This is a genomic window from Bradyrhizobium sp. KZN70725, assembly GCF_055264925.1.
Genome location: NZ_JBUYWT010000087.1, coordinates 1 through 19264, shown reverse-complemented (window position 1 = coordinate 19264; position 19264 = coordinate 1). Strand labels below are relative to the sequence as shown.

The following is a 19264-nucleotide window of genomic DNA, read 5'->3' as shown; positions in this document are numbered from 1 at the left end:
CGCCGTCGAAGACGAGGCTCCGCCGTCGACCGCATAGCTCACATCGGCAACGCTCAGCGTCGCCGTCTCGCCGTGGTCGGGATCGCTCGCCCCGCTCAGCAGGTTCAGCGGATACGACGCAGCACCTTCCGCCGCCGTCGAGGTCAGCGCCGCCGCAACCACCGGCGCGTCGTTGGTGCCGGTGATCGTGATCGTGATGGGTTTGGTCGAGCTTGCGCCGTGGTTGTCCGTGACCGTCAGATTGTAGGTGACCGTCAGGGTCTCGCCCTGAGCCAGGAAATCGAAGGTCTGGTCGATTGCGCTGTAGCTGAAGCTGACCGAACCCGCGCCCGATCCCGTGCTGTCGGTCTCAGTCACTGTCAGCGAACTTGCCGTGGTTAACGCCGATACCTGAGCCGCGGTGAGCGGGCCGCCTGACCACGCAAAGTTGGGATCACTTTTGCTCACCACGTGCGTGTCGCTAAGATCAGCGTCGGTGAACGCTAGCGTCCCTGTCGTCGTGTCGTGATCGATCGTATCGCCGGTGTGGCCGGCGAGCTCGGTGATATTGTGCGGCCCGGAGGCGTCGGCGGAGAGCACCGGACCGTCGTTCACCCCCGTAAATGTCAACGTAGTCGTCGCCCAGCTCAGCGTTCCATTGCCCAGCCGAATGGCGTAGGTGAACTTGTCAACAAGAGTCTCGCCTGCCGCTTTCGCCTGAAGTTGCGCTGAGATGCTCGATGCGTCGTATCCAATTGTCCCGTCCGAATTGATCCAGATTTTAGCACCGAGCAGGCTCGTATCGGAGGTCCCTGCGTCGCCCGCAAGAGTGGTTGAATAGACTGTGTCTTTCGTCAGGAGATCGGCTGGAGCGTATTTACCGTTCGACGATGTAACGCTGACGCTAAGATCGTTGTCGACGGACCACAGCGACTTGGCGGCGCCACCAAGATCGTTGGCCATCACATTCAAGATGAGTATTCCCGACACGCTCGCTGAATAATTGTAACTATCGTCAACCGCCTGGGGCGTATTGCTGAACGACGTTGTCGTACCGCCTGAGGTGTTCTGAGTGGTGGCCATAGCTGCAATGCCTTTATGCGTTCAATATTCTGTTCGTACAATTCGCGTGTAAGTAATGGTTCAGCGATTCAATGAGAGCGATGAACGGCCTCGAATTTAGTGATGGGATTGATAGGTGACAGCGAAATAGCGCCTCGGCGACAAGGAGCGCATGTCGGACGGATCGTGTTCGGCTTCCATCGGCGCATCAGTTGCTACCGACGGGCTCGAAGCCAGCGGATCATTGGCCGGGGTGAGCGAGGTCTCGATCGAAAAATCGGCTGACCATGAAGGAGATGTAGACGCAGAATTTAAAGTTCCTTGGGAACGCGATTCGACTTCGCACCAGTTGATCATTGGTCGGACCTTCGGGATGAAACAATGCGACTCAATACACACTCCTTGAACTCTGCCGACGCAGAGCAGGCGTGATCGCACCCGAAAATCAATTCACAACAACACGCACACGATGCCCATCAGCAATATTCGTGGGGCGCGCGGCCAAAAGGCCGCCCATGTGCCATTAGACGCCTACCGTGAAAAGACTCCGACCGCCATTACCCTGCCCGTTTCGCGTGCGGCCCTGCACTCCGCATGCTCGCAATTTTTCTTGTCTTTCAATATTCAGCTTCGAGAGGCTTCGGCGCCTGGTCCGCAAGACTGCGGGCGGCCAAACCTCTAAACCTAATTGAATGCAATTTGCCGCAAATTTGCGCAGCCGTCTAGAGCCGTGCGATTTGCTCTACTTTAACGATTAACGCCGTGCCGCCATGTGGTTCCCTCCTGTCGTCAACAATGCCCCGTTGATTTACGGGGTCGCCTCAAACGTCGTATCCACGCGTAGCGCCGGTTTGGGCGCCGCGGGCTCCGACGCCATCCCGACCATGCCTTGTTTCGTCACTGAACAGTCCGCGCGCCGGCGCGGCCGATAGCCTGCTGCGCTCCTCTTCGAGCAGCTGCGAATGAAGCTTCTGGATCTGGATGTTGCGCTCGAGCAGGGAAATGGCTCGTGCTTGCACCTGCTCTGCCAACGCTTTGCGCGTTGTACTCTCGGAAACGCCAGCGACCGAACGGGTTCGGCCGCCTTGATTACGCAGGACGCGCGCTGCACCGCCTGTGCGATCTGGTCGGGGAAGGCGCTGCGGCATTCCGTGAGCGCGCCTTCAGGTTGACCGCTGGCGGCTCAGGCTCGGCCGCCTGCTCGATGGCATGGCGAGCGACCCCGCAACAGGCCAGCACGATACAGAGCGAAACGACGCGCGCGCCGGACATTGTCCCTCAGATCCTGCTGCGCGATTGACCGGGTCACCGGGCGTCTCATGAGTACGGCTGACGGCAATGCCGGTATCCCGTGGGCAAGCAGAGGATCCCGAACGAGAATACTCTCGTCCGAGCCCCTCCTCTGTCGTGCGGTCAGACGAAGCCTAAGTTGTTGTAGTGATCTAGATCGGTGTGGAGATGGCTTGCCGAGAGATCGATGGCTTGACCGAGCAGCGGCACATTTACCACCGGGCCGCTCCATATCGCAGATGACGTCTTGACGGCCGAGTTCGACGTAAGGTCGTCCGCCACCGACAAGGTATGGAAATCCGCACTGTTTTCGATGGCACCCGGTTTGGCTTGCGTGTATTCGAGCCACTTGATTGCATCATCAATGTCGTGCCTTGCAGTGCCGGCCGAACCATTTCCGATTGCATTACCTTCAAGATAATTGAGCCAAGTGGCTACGACGTCCCTGCCCAACATATAGCGGCCATCCTGGACCTGCTTGTCGGACGCATTCAGCAGCGTAAGTGCATCGGCCGTCGAGATGAACAGCACGTTTTCGCCGATGTCCTGGACTCCGTTGAGATTGTAATCACCGATCAAGAGACCCGCTTTGTCAGCAGAGGTAACATGTGTGTCGTGATTTGAATCTACGGCATAGGTGATTTCGCCGCTCGCAAAGCCATCTGTTCCGGCCTGCTTAGGTTGATTATTTGCGTTACCGTCCCAGAATGTTTGCCAGGTCTTTTGTGCCCAGAAGCCGGGCGTCCGCACGCCCGGTCCCAGTAGGACGTGAGCCGTGTCGTAGTCCGTTACGTTTTGATTGTCAGTGACCGTGGCGGTATTATCGAATACGCCATCGCCACCATTGAGCCAGTTGTTGTCCAAGTCCGCTTGGGTCAATGTGTGGGTCGTTGTGTAGGTCCAGGTTTCACCCACATCGAGGACGTGGTTTCCGTTGTCTCCGGTCACGGTCGAATTGTCCAACGTGGCAAGGGAATAGCCTTCTAGCGCATCCGTTACTTTGACCCCGGTTAGCGTCACGTCGCCGGTGTTCTCCACGGTGATCTGATAGGTGATGACATCGCCAACATGATCAGCATGCCCTCCCGTGACGGAAAGGACCGTCTTGGTCAGATCGACCGACGGCTTGTAGTCGATCGGTTGATCCACCGAGTCGCTGACCGGGGTGGTCTGGTCGCTATCCGCGGTCGCCGTATTGGTGATCTTGTCGTCCTGGGTAAGATCAACCAGGTTCGAGCCGTGATTGTCGATGTCAGACTGCGTCAGCGTGTAGGTCGCCGCCAGATCCTCGCTGCTCCCAACCGCCAGGGTCGATAGGCCACCCGTCGGATCGCCCGTCAGCGGGTCGGTCACCGTCACGCCGGTCAACGTCACGTCACCCGTGTTCGCGACATGGATATTGTAGTGAATGATGTCGCCCGCGTCGGTCAGCCCGTCACCATTGACGTCATCTACCGACACCACTGTCTTCACGATCGACATCGACGGCTTGTAGTCGATCGGCTGATCAACCGAGTCGCTGACCGGGGAGGTCTGGTCGCTGTCCGCGGTCGCCGTATTGGTGATCTTGTCGTCCTGGATGAGATCAACCAGGTTGGAGCCGTGGTTGTCGATGTCGGCCTGCGTCAGCGTGTAGGTCGCCACCAGATCCTCGCTGCTACCGACGTTAAGCGTCGACAAACCGCCCGCCGGATCGCCCGTCAGCGGGTCAGTCACCGTCACGCCCGTCAGCGTCACATTACCCGTGTTCGCGACATGGATGTTGTAGTGAATGACGTCGCCCGCGTCGGTCAGCCCGTCACCATTGACGTCGTCGACCGATACCACCGTCTTATCGATCGACATCGACGGCTTGTAGTCGATTGCGACAGACGCTGTATCCATAGCATCGGGAACACCCGGTGCTGATGCTGTAGCCAGGTTGTCGATGAAGCCATCACCTGGCGCGCCACCTGCGCCGGTGCCGTAGCCATCATGGTCGATATCAGCCTGCTGAACGGTGTACGAAGCTGTGTACTGCCAGTGTTCGCCGGGATCGAGCAGGTTATTATGGTTCGTATCACCCAGATTGTACGTCGCATTATTGAAAGTCGTTGTCACGGCAACAGCAGCCGTGGCGCCTAAGCTTTCGATTTGGTCGGTAACTGACGTCAGGGTAAGCACGCCCGTTCCGGTATTCCCAACCTCAATGCTGTAATCAATCTGCTGGCCGGCATGGTCGACCACCAAATTTTGAGTATTGCCATCGATATCGTGAACCTGTTTGACGACGCTCAGCGCGCCGAGCCCGCTCCCTCCACTTCCGATGACACCCCATTCTTCAAAACCGCTATTTGCAGCATAGTCACCGCCAACAGCGCCAAACTGCGAATAGAGATAAACGTAAGGGTCGGCTCCGGACGTATCGAAATTGGAAAGTGGGACAAGGATCACATAATCACCCTTGCCGCTGCCCGCATCCCACTGCGCGTTAAGCAAAACCGTATTGTCGCCAAGGTCGAATTTCGGCGTTTCGCCGGCGAAGTCGGTCAGGAGATTACCGCTGCTTTCCTGATAGATCTTCAATTGATCCAACGAGATCAATTGGGGTTGGTTGGCCGACCCGTTTTGATTGATGTCGAGTCTGAACTCGAGGTACTGAGTTCCTGCAACGGTGCCGTTCTGACCATCTCCGGTGACCACCGGAATCGACGAAAGCAGGATTGCGTTGGTATGCGATGCTTGTTTGTCGTCAAGCGGCAGAGGCGAGCCATCCGTATTGTAGCCCTGCTCGGTGCCGTTGTTCTGGATAACCAGAAAGCTGTCGAATACGCCTGTGCCGGTCGAAGCAACCGACGCTACGTTCGTGAAAACTGCTCCGGTATCGGTGGTGGCTGTTGAGCTCTGAGCTGTAACGTCGATGGTAGCCATGAAGCATAAATCCCCTAAAATATGAGCATTCGCGGCAATGATCCGGCGCTGTATCCGGATCACCTGACCGCGCATTGCACGCGGTCGCTAAGCGCACGCAGCAAAAAAACCGCACCGCTAACGCGCTGCGGGGACACACATTTCAAACCGGCATGTAATCCGCTTTTTCAAATTAACGCAATATCAACCTATCCGGGAAGAGATCGATCTCCCCCGCGCATCCGATCTCCGCTTTTCCGAGCTTTCGCCAGCGCGCCGACCTCAAAAATGCAAATGATTCCTGCTGGATGACCATTGAAATTTCAAATCCGGTCGAACCGTTGCTCGGCGCTCGCTTCGGACGCAAGCCCTCCGGCCAACGATGCAGGTAATTGTGGACCTCTCCGCGCAGACCAAGCTTCTGCGCCGAACGAGCAGGTATCGCAGCTCCTCTCGAGACGGCTCCCAAATTCGCTGATCGCGGGAGCGCCTGGCAGACCTTCCGCGGCACGAACGCGCAGAATATCAAAATAATGGCATGGCCGCTTGCAAGCCGGCCCGCGACCGCCGTCTTATCAGAAAGCGCACGATTCGTACGCTACCCGCGATCGCAAGAACTTCCGCTTCTTCCCTGCCAAGTCCTTGCTCCAGGATTAATCATTTCGGCTAGGGTGCTCACCCTGGATACGCCCGTGGAATTTTAGAACCACGCACGCCACCTGAGCAGACGCAAACAGAGGCGAACGAGGACTCAAATGATGTTCAACGTCACGAGAACCGAATTCCTCCTCTATGTCATCGCCGCATTGACCATTGCAGTGCTATCGCTTGGAACGAGCCGTGGATCATGGGGCGAATCTGAAGGTGTCCTTGAGAGACCGGCACGCGATGCAATCCGCAGGCTTTGACGAGAAAAACCTGGGGCGCCGGGCATGCCGACGCAGCCTCGCAGGGACGCGGTACGCTAATTAGGCCTGATGACGCCCCACACGTCGACACCTGCGCGCCAGGCCCGATCCTGCGCTGGCTCTTCCATTTGCCAGCGACGTAAGACGCGAGGTGCGCCTTGGTGTTGCCGAGCATTTGGTTTGCGCCCAGGTAAAGGCCGAAGGCGCGCCAAGCTCGCTCTCGATCCGCCAGACGTGTTCTGGGCTCGCGCATGATCAAGTTGATGGGGCCTCGGCGGTTAGTCTTCACCAGATCGCCGTATTCCTCGCATCAGGGTTGCGTATTCAAGGCCGAGCAATAGGATCAGACGATAAAGGCCGTAGCCGGTCGGACAGGCTTCGTAACAGAGCTGCACACCGACAAATCGGCTGGCGATCCGTTCAACGACCCGGCGCATTCTGGTCTCCGACGTGCCGTCGCACGCATCGGCAGGGCGGCGCAGCCCGGGATCAAGCCCGCCGAGACCCAAGCCACGGGCCACAAGGATCCCCGGAGTTGTAGCACGGAATGTGGGGCGGCAGTTGCCGCCCCGAAGTTCGCCGACGCCTCAGGTTATTTGGCTGCTTCCTCTTGCGGCTGCGGCGGTGCCTTGGGCATCGACGTCAGCATACGAATTTTCCACTGGCCATTCTCACGAACATCGAGACTGGTCCAGAAGGCGTTCAATTCCAGAGGATCACCTTTCTCACTCTTGCCGGTTACGCGGGCCTCGCCGGTTCGCATAGCCATGTTCTCCGACAAGAGCTGAACGTCGGTTGTTCTTATTTCCAAGTGATTCATCCCGGCCTTGAACGCTCCTTCATAATATTTCGTGTTGTCAACAATCCCCATTGGCGTAACGCGCAGGTAATTTTTCGCAAAAAGTGAAGTAATGCCTGCAGCATCCTGCTTGTTGAAATACTGCTCATAGGCGGTGCTAATCTTCCCGAGTTCGTCCTTCTGACTTTGATCGAATGCATTTGCAGGAACTGCAGAAAGTAACAGTGAGAAACATACTGCTCCGAATAATTTGCGCATAATGTTCTTCCCTCTGTTGAAGCCTCAGGGATGGAGGCGGAGGCCCGCCTCCATCGCTTGCTTAGTCCGTGATCGCCAGCCTAGACTTTGATGCAGATCAAAGTGCGTCGGCCTGTGGGCGCTTCGCGCAGCACGCGCTCTAACAGCCCACCCACCACGTGCGAAGCTATCTGAGGCACCCACGTCGTGTTCGTGGCCGAGCCACAGGATTAGGCGATAGAGCCCGTAGCTAGTCGAACCAGCCTCGCACAGAGGTGCACACCAATAAGCCGGCTGGCGGTCCGTTTAAAGGCTCGACGCATGCCGGTTGCCGACGCATCGACCTCACGGAAAAAGCGAACCTCTCCTCCCCGGCTTGTTTCGGCGATCGCGATGGCATTTTTCAGATTCGCGACGTCGATTCCGACAAAGCTTCTCAACGAACTGCCACGGCTCGTCCTCCCATGATGAGGATCGGCTCGGACGGCCCAATTGCCGCAGTGTAGGCGAGCCACCTCTCGGGAAGAGGCGGACATATGACCTTCCACTCAATAACACGTCCCGGAGTCGCCTCCGAGCCGGCCGCAACTGTCCCCATTGGATTGCCGCCATTGCGTGACCGCCAGCTGCGGCTTGCGCCCGTCCGCCGGCGCAGCCGATAGCCTGCTGCGCTCCTCTTCGAGGAGCTGCGAATGCAGCTTCTGGATCTGGATGTTGCGCTCGAGCAGGGACATTGTTCTTGCTTGAACCTGCTGGGCCAGCGCTTTGCGCAGGACATTCTCCCGATCGAGCAGATCGGGAAACGGCAATAGCGGTCGGACGAGCTCGGTCGCCTTGATCATGCATGACGCCCGCCCGACCGCCTGCGCGATCTGATCCGGAAACGCGTTCCGGCATTCCGCGAGTGCGCCGTTCAGGTTGACCGGTTCCGCCGCCGGCGTCGGTGTCGTTGTCGCCGCTGGTGTCGGCTCTGTGGCCGCTGTTGCCGTCTCCGTTATTGGATCCGGTGCCGGTCCCGCCTCCTTCTCGATGGCCTGGCGAGCGGCCCCGCAACAGGACAGCATGATGCAGAACGAGAGAACGACCAGGCATCTCGCGCGCCTTGCCCAACACTCCCTGGCGCCCGCCTCGATCGGACGCCCGATTGCGATATCGATCACGGCAAGCCCCATCGCGAGCTTCCCACCCTGCCTCCTGCTGATCCGAACATCGAGCAATGGGTCGATCGCGACGGCTCGTTAGCGATGCATGCGAGAGACTGGTCGAGGCGGCGCGACAGACACGCCGCCGCGCATCCACACCCGCCCGCTAGAATAACCATCTGCGTAATGTGGGGACGTAAGGCCGTCCTTCCTGCGGCGAAATTGCTATCGACCAAAACCTGCATCTGCAAAAAAGTGGTATCTCGAAATATCGCGCCGGCACGAAATGATGCCGCTACACTAGATTGATTTTAGATGTAGTTTTGTCGGTGACGCAACAATCGCCTTGTGAGTAGCGGCGCGGCGGCACGGCCGCGCTGCACCTTTGCTCGGCATCGACGGCGGGCGTTCGTTTCTGACGCTGCAGAGATCAGAATCGGCGTTGCGCACGTGCTCGAACCGCCGATGCCATCGAATCGCCATGGCGGCCAATTTTTCTGCGCTGGCGAATGCGGCTCCGTGCTTCGTCGGCGCGAACGGCCGCATCGTTGTTCAACGACAATCGTTTTGTTTGCGTGGGCGGCCAGCCGCGCGCTTTCGACCGTTATGTTATCAACAGGCGCACGATTCGTATGGCATCCGGGTTGGCGAAAATTTTCACTTTTTCCAGGGCGAGTCCTTGCTCTAGGATCAGTCATTTCAGTTTTGGCGCTCACCCACGATGCGCTCGAGGAATTTTCAGAACCGAAGCGTACAGCACTGATCCGGGCGTCATGGGGATTTGAGATGGCCGATCGCATTGCACTTTTCATTGATGGTGCGAATCTTCACACCACGGTCAAGAACCTCGGTTTTGAAATCGATTTCCGGCGACTGCTCTCGGAGTTCGGCAAGCATGGACAGATCGTTCGCGCCTACTTCTACACGGTCGTGAGAGACGACGACGAGTTCAGCAGCCTTCGGCCGCTGGTGGATTGGCTCGATTACAACGGATATGCGGTCAGGAGAAAGTTAGCCAAAACGCACGATGACGGCGAAGGGCGGCGGCGAATGAAGCGCAGCATCGGCATCGAGCTCGCGGTCGACGCATTGGAAATCGCGCACCGCATCGACCACGCGTACCTGTTCTCCGGCGACGGTGATTTGCGCGCCGTTGTCGAAGCCGTCAGGCGGGCTGGTGTCCGCGTGACGGTCGTTTCCAGCATCCGAACAAAGCCTCCCATGATCGCCGATGAGCTTCGCAGGCAAGCTGACGTCTTCCTCGAACTCGAAAGCCTCAGGGCATCGATCGAACGTCCAGCGCACCCGATCGCGCCCGAGTGAAATCGCGGGCGCCTCTTCCGGCGAGGAAGCAAAGCAGCTCTGCTTGTCCGTAAATCACGGAGTTGCGCGAGTCGGGCGCTGACATCACTATCCTCCCAACAACGAAACAGAGGGTAACACCCATGTGGAGGTCGGTCGGCTGCCTGTTGCTGTTCTTGGCGGCGACGAGCGCTGCGATCGCCGAACCTTCCCGGTTCACCTGCGACACGCCGCGAGGCAAACGGGTCGAGCTCGGCCCGTCAGGCAAAGGCGGTGACGCCCAGTGGATCGATGACGATCTCGATACGGTCCGGCCCGCAGTCGTGATCGATGGCGACACCTTCACGGTCACCTGGGGGACATCTGTCGCGGCAGAAGGCAAGGGAGGAGCCAAGCTCACGACCTACGTCTTTGCGGCCGCCCGCCGTACCGCCGCGTCGATCTTCGCGACCCGCACGGACGACACCACGGCCGAGATCTTCCGGTTCTATTTTGGCGACAAGTCGCTCTACAAACTAACGAGCCGCCTGGGAGGCCCCTCCGCGGACACCAAGGCCGCGCCCTTCGTTGCAACCTACCTGGCGACCTGTCGCCAGCAGTAGCCGGCTGCCGCCAACCTTAAGATGGGCTTAACTGATCTTTCATGTTCCGGTCCCCGGTGTTGCGGCTCGGCACCAGTTCGCGCGATCACAGAACATCATATAAATCACTGAATTTTAATAAAAATGTTTAGATTTGCGCGCACCAGACCTCGGATGGTTCGGCCCCCACTTAGGGCGCCTGTGTGGCTGAAATGTCATAGGTCGCGGAACTGTCCTTTGTTACCCTTTGGAGGATTCTACATAATATTTTTGTGAGTAGGGGCTGAGATTATGAAGTCGGCATACACGGTCATAGCGTGCCTATGTCTGGCGGCAACGCCAGCATGTGCCGAGGTTTTTTCTATTAATGATGCTTTGCGCCAGGCCATGCAGACCAACCCGGGTATCGGCGAGGCTTCGGCGAACCGGCGGGCGACGGAAAGCGAGCTGCGGCAAACCCAAAGCACACTGCTGCCGCAGGTGCGCATTGACGCCAGCTACGGCCCGGAAAAATTCGATCAATCGCCGGGCTTCATCACCCCGAACATTCAGGCGGCACCGACCGTGGGCTCAGGACCATGGCGCAATGGCAGCCAGGAATCGGTCGTGGTGCGCCAGCTGCTGTGGGACGGTTTTTCGTCGATCTATGACGTCTGGCGCCAGACCGCGCGGGTCAATGCCGCCGCCTCCCGCGTCAAGGAGAGAACCGAGCTGCTGGCCCTCGACGCCGCCGAAGGCTACATGGACGTCGTCCGCTACATCCGGTTGGTCAGCCTCGCCCAGCAGAACGTCGCCAACCACGAGAAGATCTTTGCAAACGTGAACTCCCGCTTCTCGGGTGGCCGGGCCGGCGAAGGCGACCTGGAGCAAGCGCGGGAGCGCGTCGAAGCTGCCCGTGCGGCACTCGCCGAATTCCAGCGCAGCCTCGATGACGCCCGGGCAAAGTACCGCAAGGTTGTTGGCCTTGAGCCGATCAATGTTCGCTTCCCCGCCCCTCTCGCAGGATTGCCGCACAGCCGCGACGAAGCGCTGGCGACCACCCTCCGATTCAATTCGACGATCGCGGCGGCCCAGTCCGACGCCGACGCCGCCAAGCATGCGTTCAAGGCCACCGACGGCACGTTCGGCCCGAAATTCTATCTCGAGGGACGGGCAACCCATTACGACAACTCCTACCCCTACGTGGCGACCCCCGGGACTCCCTCCATCACGCATGAGGACTACAGCGGCAAGGTCGTCATGTCGTGGGACATCTTCCGCGGCGGCCAAGATGCCTGGAACAGGTCAGAGAAGGCCGAGCGCTATACCGAAGCCACCATGCGCCACGCCCGCCTGCAGCGCGACGCGTATGAGTCGATCGACAAGGCGTGGAATGCCCGTACAATTACGGCTACCCGCATCGGTGCTCTGACCCGTGAGCTGGAAGCAGCCAGGAAGACCATCACGGCGTTCCAGAAGGAATATGAACTCGGCCAGCGTTCGCTGATCGATCTCCTGAACGCGCAGAACCAGTTCTTTAACGCATCGGTCTCGCTCACCTCCGCCCGCAGCGTCGTCGTTTTCGCCGACTACCAGCTGCTGGCCGCGATGGGGACCCTGATCGAGTACCTGAAGGCTCCGCCGCCGGTCGATGCTGCGCCGACGGACATGCTTTCGATTGGCCTGCCCCGCTACTCGTTCCCGACTCTTCGCGTGAACCTCCCGCAAACCGGGTCCGAGCCGCTGCACGTCGCCGTTCCGGCGCCTGTCGCCCGTCCTGCCAAGACCTATGCGGCAACCCAGCCGAAGGACGTTGGCTTTGCGGACCGTTTCACCGGTGCGACGACGACCGCAGCGGTGCCCGGTTCAACGGAATGGATGCAGCAGCAAAAGACGGCTGCGGACGGCCCGAACGTCATTTACGCGGATCCGTCGGTCACGGCGAACGCGAGCTCCTATGCGTCGACCAAGCCCCACTGGCTGCTGTCGGCCTTCCCGAGTTCCGCTCGATAGTGACCGCCAACAAGCTCAGGACAGGACTGCCGGAAGGGCCCCAAGTCGGGGCCCTTTCGATTCCTTATTAATCGTTAAGATAAGTTTCGCTGAATTTGTTCGCTGTTTGTTGTAGTCTGCCCGAAATCTAATGCGATTGCTGCATTTCCATTTTGCTTGTCGAGGTTTCAGTTGTTGTTTCGCACCCCCAGCGCGGCGGCCGACGCCGTCCGCCCCTCGCCGGATGACTCAACCTCAAAGCCTGCCGCGACAAACAGGCCACGCGCGCTGGGCGACGATCCCCTCACCGCGTCGTTGACTTATCTCGCCGCCCATCATGGCCGCGCGGTGAGCCGCGAAGCTCTGCTCGGCGGACTTCCGATCACGGACGGACGCTTGTCCGTTTCGCTCTACGACCGCGCCGCCAGGCGCGCGGGTCTGGAGACCGAGGCCGTCAAGCGCGACATTTCAGACATTCCCGCGCTGGTCCTGCCGGCCGTCCTCGTCATGAAGAACGGCTCTGCGCTGATCCTTCTGGGTGTGGACCCGGCGAACAAGTCGATCAAGGTCGTTGATCCGGCGACGCCGAACAGCCCGCGCGTCGCCGACATCGCCTCGCTCGCCACGGACTATACCGGCTATGCGTTCCTGGTGAGAAGCGCGCCGCAGGCCGATGCGCGCGCCGCCGCCGCAGGCGACATCCCCAAGAGCCACTGGTTCTGGTCGGTGGTGAAGACGCATTGGCGCAGCTACGGGCACATCGCGGTCGCGGCTTTTCTGACCAACATCCTCGCGCTCGCGACGCCGCTGTTCACGATGAGCGTCTATGACCGCGTCATCCCCAACGGGGCAATCCCCTCCCTGATCGCGCTCTCGATCGGCATGGGGCTCGGCATCGTGTTCGATTTCATCTTCCGCATGGTCCGCAGCCGCATGATCGACGTGACCGGCAAGACCATCGACGTCGTGCTGGCCGCAAACATCTTCGAGCACGTGATGTCGGTGAAGATGGCGCAGCGGCCGACTTCGGTTGGCATCCTGGCCAATCAGCTCCGCGACTTCGACTCGGTGCGCGAGTTCTTCACCTCCGGAAGCGTGGTTTCGGCAACCGACCTGCTGTTCGCCATCCTCTTCGTCGGGGTGCTGTTCCTCATCGCCGGACCGCTGGCCTGGATCCCGCTGATCATGCTGCCGCTGGTCATGCTGATCGGCTTTCTGCTGCAGCGTCCGCTCGATCGGGCCATCAAGCGGCTGCAGGCCGAATCCGCCGCCCGGCACGGCGTGCTGGTCGAATCCCTGTCCGGCCTCGAAACCGTCCGCGCGACCGGCGCCGAGGCCCGCATGCAGACCTTGTGGGAACGCTCGGTTGCCGCGACCGCCCGATCCGGCGAGGACGTTCACTTCTGGTCGTCGATGTCGCTGACGAGCGCGAGCACGGCCCAGCAGATCACGAGCCTGCTCCTCGTCATCGTCGGCATTTTCCTGATCCTCGACGGCAAGCTGAGCGTCGGCGCGCTGGTCGCCGCAAACATGCTCGCCGGGCGCGTTCTGGCGCCGATCGCCGGGATCGCCGCGGTGATCACCAAGGGTACGCAGACGATCACGGCCCTCAAGGCGATCGATCGCATCATGTCGATCGAGCGGGAACGCTCGCCGACCCGGTCCTACGTCGCAAGACGAATCGAAGACGGCAAGGTCGCCTTCGAGAACGTATCGTTCGCCTACCCCAACGCGCCGGCTAACGCGCTCGAAAAGGTCAGCTTCAAGATCGAGGGCGGAGAAAGGGTCGGCATCATCGGCAGGGTGGGCTCTGGCAAGACCACGGTCGGCAGGTTGCTGCTCGGATTTTACGAGCCGAAGGAAGGCCGCATCCTGGTCGATGGCGTCGACTCGCGCCAATATGATCCCTCGGACCTGCGCGCCGGCATCGGCTTTGCGATGCAGGATACCGACCTGTTCTTCGGCAAGCTGCGCGACAACATCGCCCTTGGCAAACCGGAAGCGACCGACGAGGAAGTCCTGCTTGCCGCGCGGCTTTCGGGCGTCGAAAGCTTCATCGCCAGTCACCCGATGGGCTATGACATGCCCATCTCGGAAGGCGGCCGCAGCCTGTCGGGCGGCCAGAAGCAGGCCATCGGACTCGCGCGCGTTCTGATCCGCAAGCCTCGCGTGCTCTTTCTCGACGAGCCGACGGCGCACTTCGATATTCGCAGCGAACAGGAGTTCCTTGAGCGGCTCAAGGGCCTCGATGATGATCGCATGACCATCATCATTTCGACCCACCGCCTGTCATTGCTGAACATGGTCGATCGCTTGCTGCTGTTCGACAATGGCCGCCTGGTTGCCGACGGCCCGCGCGACAAGGTGCTCGCTTTGCTCCAGGGCCGGCCGGCGTCCGCGGCCCCGTCGCCGGAGAATACGATTCAGCCGAAATCCGCATAACGAGCAAATACATTATGGCGTCTTCCGATTTCACATTTGCAAATGATATCCGGTCCGCGGCGCTGCTGCGCACGCCGCGCACCTCCCGCATGCTGTTGTGGACGTCGTGCGCGCTCCTTGCGACGTTCTTGATCTGGGCTCATTTTGCCGTGCTGGACGAGGTCAAGCGCGGCAGCGGCCGCGTCGTGCCGTCGCGGCAGATGCAGGTGGTTCAATCGCTCGAAGGCGGGATCGTCGGCGACATCCTGATCCGGGAAGGCGACATCGTGCAGCAGGGCCAGTCCCTGATGCGGATCGATGATACGAAATTCGCTTCCGAGTTCGGCGAAATCCGCGAGCGTCGTGCGGCGATGGCGGCGCGGGTGGCCCGCCTCGACGCCGAGGCGCGCGGCCGAGCCGAGATCGCCTTCCCGGATGATCTCGACAAGATGGTTCCCGCCGCCGTCGCGACCGAGACCAGCGTGTTCAAGATGCGGGGTCAGAAGGTCGCGCAGGACATCGACGTCCTCAACCAGCAGGTCACTCGCCTCACCGGCTCCCTCAAACTCCTGGAGCGCGAGCAGACCCTGACGCGCAGGCTGTATGAGCAGAAGGTCGTGCCCGAGATCGAGATGCTGCGACTTGATCGGCAGGCAACCGAGATGAAGGGACAGCTGGCCGAAGCGCAGTCGAAGATCGCGAACATCACCGCGTCGTTCCGTTCACAGGCCGACGAGGACCTGGCCAAATCGCGCGCCGACCTCGCCGTGCTCGACGAGAATATCAAGTCCGCCCAGGACCGGGTGCGCCGCACGGATCTGAAGGCGCCGGTCCACGGCATCGTCAACAAACTGAACATCAGTACCATCGGTGCCGTCGTACAGCCGGGCGCCAACCTGATGGACATCGTGCCGCTGGACGACACGTTGCTGGTGGAAGGCCGGATTCGTCCCCAGGACATCGCGTTTATCCGGCCCGACCAGGACGCGGTGGTGAAGATCAGCGCCTATGATTCCTCGGTCTACGGATCGCTGAAGGGCAAGGTCGAACGCATCAGCGCCGACACCATCGTCGACGACAAGGCGGAAAAGACCGAACGCCAGGAGACCTTCTACCGGGTCATGGTGCGTACCGATAAGAACCATCTCGGCACCGAGCAGCATCCGCTGCCGATCATTCCGGGCATGGTGACCACGGTCGAGGTCCTGACCGGCGAGAAATCCGTGCTGGACTACATCGTGAAGCCCGCCCGCCTGCTGCGTGACGAGGCCCTGCGCGAACGCTGATCGGGACCACGGTGGCCGTGGTTAACCGATCGTAACCTCGGTTCGTTCAATTTCGAACGAACCGGCAAACCCCGGATTGACCGCCTTTTCGACATTCGAGGTGGCGCCCCCCTCCACTTAACTCCGCTTAAGCGGCCAAGGCGCCAGTTTGCGTCCCGATAACAGCGGGGACGCAGATCGACGCACAGACGTTGACGGTCCCCGACATTGGGGACGTCATATGAAGTCGCTGAAGTTTGCTTCGTCGGCGGTCATGGCCGCGGCCGCACTGACAATCGGTCTTTGCGCAGCGCCTGCCGCGTTTGCCGCGGACGAGCTCTCTCTCGGAAAACCCGCCGGCGAGCTCGCGCCCGCAGCGGACGCCGCGTCGAACCGCCCGCCTGCCACCTTCTTCACCATCGCCGACGTCCTGGCCAAGCTCGACCAGCAGCGCGGCCGGGGTCCGAACGCCATCCGTACCGCCTCGCTCACGCCGCCAAATATCGCGACCGACGCGGTGCCCGCGGCAAAGCCGCTTCCGCCTGTCGGCGCCGAGCCGTTTGGCCTGTTCACCTTCCGCGCACCGGAAAACGGCCTGTGGCGCAAATGGCGCGGCCTCGAATCCGATCTCGCAAAGGAGCAGAGCGTTCTCGAGCAATGCCGCGAGAACGCGACCGCCTGCCCGTCGCAAGCCGCGCAATTCCTTCGCCTGATCGGCGCGGTCAAGTCCAAAGCCGCACGCGACCGGCTGGATGAGGCCAACCGCGCCGTCAACCAGGCGATCCGCTATGTCAGCGACTTCGCCCAGCACGGCGAGGCCGACCGCTGGACCGCGCCGCTCGCCACCTTCGCGACCGGCAAGGGCGACTGCGAGGACTATGCGATCGCAAAATACATCGCGCTCAGCGAAGCCGGCTTCCCGCACGAGGATCTGCGCCTGGTGCTGGGTCGCGATCGCGCCATCCGCCAGGATCATGCCGTGCTGGCGGCGCGGCTGGACGGCCATTGGTTGATCCTGGACAGCCGCAGCTCCGAACTGATTGATGACGGCGAGTTCGGCAACTTCACGCCGATGTTCGCGATCAACGACCGCGGCGTGCAGTTGTTTGCGGCACCTTACGCCAAGCGGCTCCCGCGCGGCGATGAACTCGACGCGGCGCCGGCGGCCGCCAATGCGGCGGAGACCGAATGGACCGGCGTGGAAGCGCTGGACGCGGCAAGCCCGCTCTTGGGCTTCCTGCCCGTGCTGATGTGATTGCGCGCGAGAAAGGCGACAATTCAATCAATAAAAATCCGCGGAGAGGTCTCCGCGGATTTTCGATTTTGCTGCGGGCCTGGCCTAGAAAATATGAACGTTCGTAGCCGCCGGCAAGCCGGTGCTCACATGTGCGAGGTCCACCTTGTCGGAGCCTGTGCCATTTGCCGAGTACCAGAGCTCCTGGGTCGTATTGTTGAAGAAGAACTTGTTCGTGCTTGCACTTTCGTTCCAGGCGCTGGCGTTGTTTTCGGTCTGGCCGGTGACTGCCGATGACGTGAACTGACCAGCCGTAAGGGCGTTTGAAACGCCCGTCGGCAGGCTCAGACCGGCCACGTCGAGAAGGAGTGTATCACCGCTGTTGAAATCACTGATGATATCGTGGGCGCTGAGATTGAGAACAAACTTGTCGTCCCCACCATTGCCAGTGAGCGTCTCGTTGGTTGGTCCGGCGACAATGACATCATTGCCGGCCGTGCCCAGCAGGGTCGTGGTGCCATTGATGTTGATATTGATGGTGCTCGACGCCGTGTCGCCGTCACCGTCAATCGTCGACACGTTGAAGCTCAGATCCTCGGAGACGTTCTTTGTCGACGAAACTCCGACGCCAACCAGGTCGACCTTGCCGCTACCTGTCACGTCCGTGAACTGGACAGTGTAGAGCTGCAGGCCGGCCGGCGCTGTGGGCGTCGACCATTCGGTGGCGACCGTGGTGTGGGTTGAAGGATCGAAATCACCGGATACCGATGTGATGGAGGCGGCGTGCACTCCGTCCCAATAGGAGACGACGTAGTGAATGTCGTCGCCGGCTTTGTAACCGCTGAACGTGTAGTTCGCTACCGATTCGTGTGCTGGAGGATGGAACCCCGCGTTGCCGGCGGGGCTGGCGCTTGCGCCGTCCGTGAAGTCAAACAGCAGCTTTTCGTTGGGATCGAAGTTATTGTTGCCGACGCCCCAACCGTTGGTCGATCCGTTCACGCTGCCTTGAGCACCGCCGGAGGCCGTGCCCGAAATAACCGCCAGCTGATCGGTGCTCGAGGAAAGCATCTGCTCTTGCGAGGGTCCCGAGCCGAAGGCGGATGAACTGCCGACATCCTGGATCGTTGTCTCCGTGAATGGCTGAAGCAATGTGAATAGGTAGTGACCGGTTGTGTCATCCAGAGTCAGCGTGAAGATATTGTTCGCTGCTGATGGGGCCGCACCGATATAGGCCGTCAAATTCTGTCCAAATGCGTCGATGGAATAGTGCACGGCCTGGCCATTGAACGTCAGGCCGGCCGGCGCCGTATTTCCAGTCAAGGTGAAGTCATATGCGCCAAAACCATCGGCGCCGGAGAACACGGGTAGGTTACCTAGCACGGACATTCCCGCGTAATCGGCAATGATTCCATGCTCGATCGTGCCGAAACTCGGGCCGTCGTCGAGGAAGCTGATATGAGTGCTGATGTCGGCGGTGGCCGTCACATGATCGCCATCGGCGTCCGTCAACGTGACCGTCGCGCCGATCTTGCCAGCCGTCATCGTCAGCAGATCGTTCGGACTGGCGGTGCTGTTGTGGTGGAGCGAGAGATAGTCCGCCACATAGAGCTGACCGGTGATCGGATCGATGGCGATCGCGAACGCCGTTTGGCCCGTCAGGCTGGGGTTGGCGGCATCGTTGCCCACAGTACCGATGATCCGGCCGCTGGCATCCAGCGACAGCGCGATCCCTGTGCCATCCGTCAATGTGAGGCCTGACGCAGCGCTGAGGACGCTCAACGCATAGGTGGTAGACCCCGCGCCGTCAGAGCCGAAGCTGCCGCCGGCCACCGTCAGGATGCTGCTCGCGCCCGTCGAGGCAAAGCTGAGCGCACCGTTGTCAAGTGACGCTGCCGACACGTCGGTGTCGACGCCCTTGTTCGCAACCGTGCTGAACAGCGCGGCGACAGTGCTGGCGGCACCGTTGAACGTGATCGCAGTGGAGCCGAGCACGTCGCTCGCGCCGCCGGTGGTCTGCAGGCCGGGCGTCTCGTCCACGCCGATCTTAGCTGCGCTGACCGTCGCTGTCGGCGCCGTCGGGCCGTCGTCGTGGATCGCAAACACCCCGCTGCCGAGGTCGATGCCCTTGGTGACGTGATCGCCGTCGGCGTCGGTCACCGTCTGGTTCAGCAGCAGCGCGTTCGC

General features: G+C 60.6%; 12 protein-coding genes. 6 read left to right on the top strand and 6 right to left on the bottom strand.

Annotated elements, in window-relative coordinates; all coding sequences use genetic code 11:
* The 5 genes from ACZBJS_RS39340 to ACZBJS_RS39320 form a co-directional block, all read right to left on the bottom strand.
* Positions 1-1062 (bottom strand): VCBS domain-containing protein (locus ACZBJS_RS39340; RefSeq protein WP_463440085.1); only part of this gene is annotated, 1062 nt, incomplete at its 3' end.
* Between the two features lie 1392 nt (positions 1063-2454).
* Positions 2455-5241 carry a DUF7507 domain-containing protein gene (locus ACZBJS_RS39335; RefSeq protein ID WP_463440084.1) on the bottom strand — a complete coding sequence of 929 codons (2787 nt, stop codon included), beginning with the start codon at positions 5239-5241 and terminating at the stop codon, positions 2455-2457.
* Between the two features lie 1165 nt (positions 5242-6406).
* The gene (locus ACZBJS_RS39330) at positions 6407-6565 is read right to left on the bottom strand and encodes a hypothetical protein (protein ID WP_176937224.1); all 159 of its coding nucleotides are present in this window, start codon (positions 6563-6565) and stop codon (positions 6407-6409) included.
* Between the two features lie 155 nt (positions 6566-6720).
* The gene (locus ACZBJS_RS39325) at positions 6721-7185 is read right to left on the bottom strand and encodes a nuclear transport factor 2 family protein (RefSeq protein ID WP_253587259.1); all 465 of its coding nucleotides are present in this window, start codon (positions 7183-7185) and stop codon (positions 6721-6723) included.
* A 527-nt stretch (positions 7186-7712) separates the two neighbouring features.
* Positions 7713-8006: a hypothetical protein gene (locus ACZBJS_RS39320; protein ID WP_463440083.1), complete on the bottom strand. Its 294-nt coding sequence runs from the start codon at positions 8004-8006 to the stop codon at positions 7713-7715.
* 1086 nt (positions 8007-9092) lie between these two features.
* Between ACZBJS_RS39320 and ACZBJS_RS39315 the strand changes: the two genes are divergently transcribed.
* The 6 genes from ACZBJS_RS39315 to ACZBJS_RS39290 all read left to right on the top strand — a co-directional run bounded on the left by ACZBJS_RS39315 (position 9093) and on the right by ACZBJS_RS39290 (position 17101).
* Positions 9093-9629, top strand: a complete 537-nt coding sequence (locus ACZBJS_RS39315; RefSeq protein WP_038377452.1) for a LabA-like NYN domain-containing protein — start codon at positions 9093-9095, stop codon at positions 9627-9629.
* Positions 9630-9751: 122 nt separating this feature from the next.
* Entirely contained in the window at positions 9752-10210 is a 459-nt protein-coding gene (locus ACZBJS_RS39310; RefSeq protein ID WP_253609344.1) for a hypothetical protein, read from the top strand.
* A gap of 270 nt (positions 10211-10480) precedes the next feature.
* Positions 10481-12181, top strand: coding sequence for a TolC family outer membrane protein (locus ACZBJS_RS39305; RefSeq protein ID WP_057017074.1), 1701 nt, complete (start codon positions 10481-10483; stop codon positions 12179-12181).
* Between the two features lie 267 nt (positions 12182-12448).
* Positions 12449-14602 (top strand): type I secretion system permease/ATPase, encoded by a 2154-nt coding sequence (locus ACZBJS_RS39300; RefSeq protein WP_463440086.1) that lies wholly within the window; start codon positions 12449-12451, stop codon positions 14600-14602.
* A gap of 14 nt (positions 14603-14616) precedes the next feature.
* Positions 14617-15867: an HlyD family type I secretion periplasmic adaptor subunit gene (locus ACZBJS_RS39295; RefSeq protein ID WP_076826192.1), complete on the top strand. Its 1251-nt coding sequence runs from the start codon at positions 14617-14619 to the stop codon at positions 15865-15867.
* Between the two features lie 220 nt (positions 15868-16087).
* The gene (locus tag ACZBJS_RS39290) at positions 16088-17101 is read left to right on the top strand and encodes a transglutaminase-like cysteine peptidase (protein WP_463440082.1); all 1014 of its coding nucleotides are present in this window, start codon (positions 16088-16090) and stop codon (positions 17099-17101) included.
* A gap of 84 nt (positions 17102-17185) precedes the next feature.
* On the opposite strand, the gene ACZBJS_RS39285 is transcribed toward ACZBJS_RS39290, so the two are convergent.
* Positions 17186-19264 (bottom strand): DUF5801 repeats-in-toxin domain-containing protein (locus ACZBJS_RS39285; RefSeq protein ID WP_463440081.1); only part of this gene is annotated, 2079 nt, incomplete at its 5' end.

Coding starts and splice junctions, on each gene's coding strand:
- ACZBJS_RS39335 (WP_463440084.1), bottom strand. CDS start 5,241: ATGGCTACCATCGACGTTACAGCTCAGAGCTCAACAGCCACCACCGAT.
- ACZBJS_RS39305 (WP_057017074.1), top strand. CDS start 10,481: ATGAAGTCGGCATACACGGTCATAGCGTGCCTATGTCTGGCGGCAACG.
- ACZBJS_RS39310 (WP_253609344.1), top strand. CDS start 9,752: ATGTGGAGGTCGGTCGGCTGCCTGTTGCTGTTCTTGGCGGCGACGAGC.
- ACZBJS_RS39325 (WP_253587259.1), bottom strand. CDS start 7,185: ATGCGCAAATTATTCGGAGCAGTATGTTTCTCACTGTTACTTTCTGCA.
- ACZBJS_RS39315 (WP_038377452.1), top strand. CDS start 9,093: ATGGCCGATCGCATTGCACTTTTCATTGATGGTGCGAATCTTCACACC.
- ACZBJS_RS39320 (WP_463440083.1), bottom strand. CDS start 8,006: ATGATCAAGGCGACCGAGCTCGTCCGACCGCTATTGCCGTTTCCCGAT.
- ACZBJS_RS39330 (WP_176937224.1), bottom strand. CDS start 6,565: ATGCGCCGGGTCGTTGAACGGATCGCCAGCCGATTTGTCGGTGTGCAG.
- ACZBJS_RS39290 (WP_463440082.1), top strand. CDS start 16,088: ATGAAGTCGCTGAAGTTTGCTTCGTCGGCGGTCATGGCCGCGGCCGCA.
- ACZBJS_RS39295 (WP_076826192.1), top strand. CDS start 14,617: ATGGCGTCTTCCGATTTCACATTTGCAAATGATATCCGGTCCGCGGCG.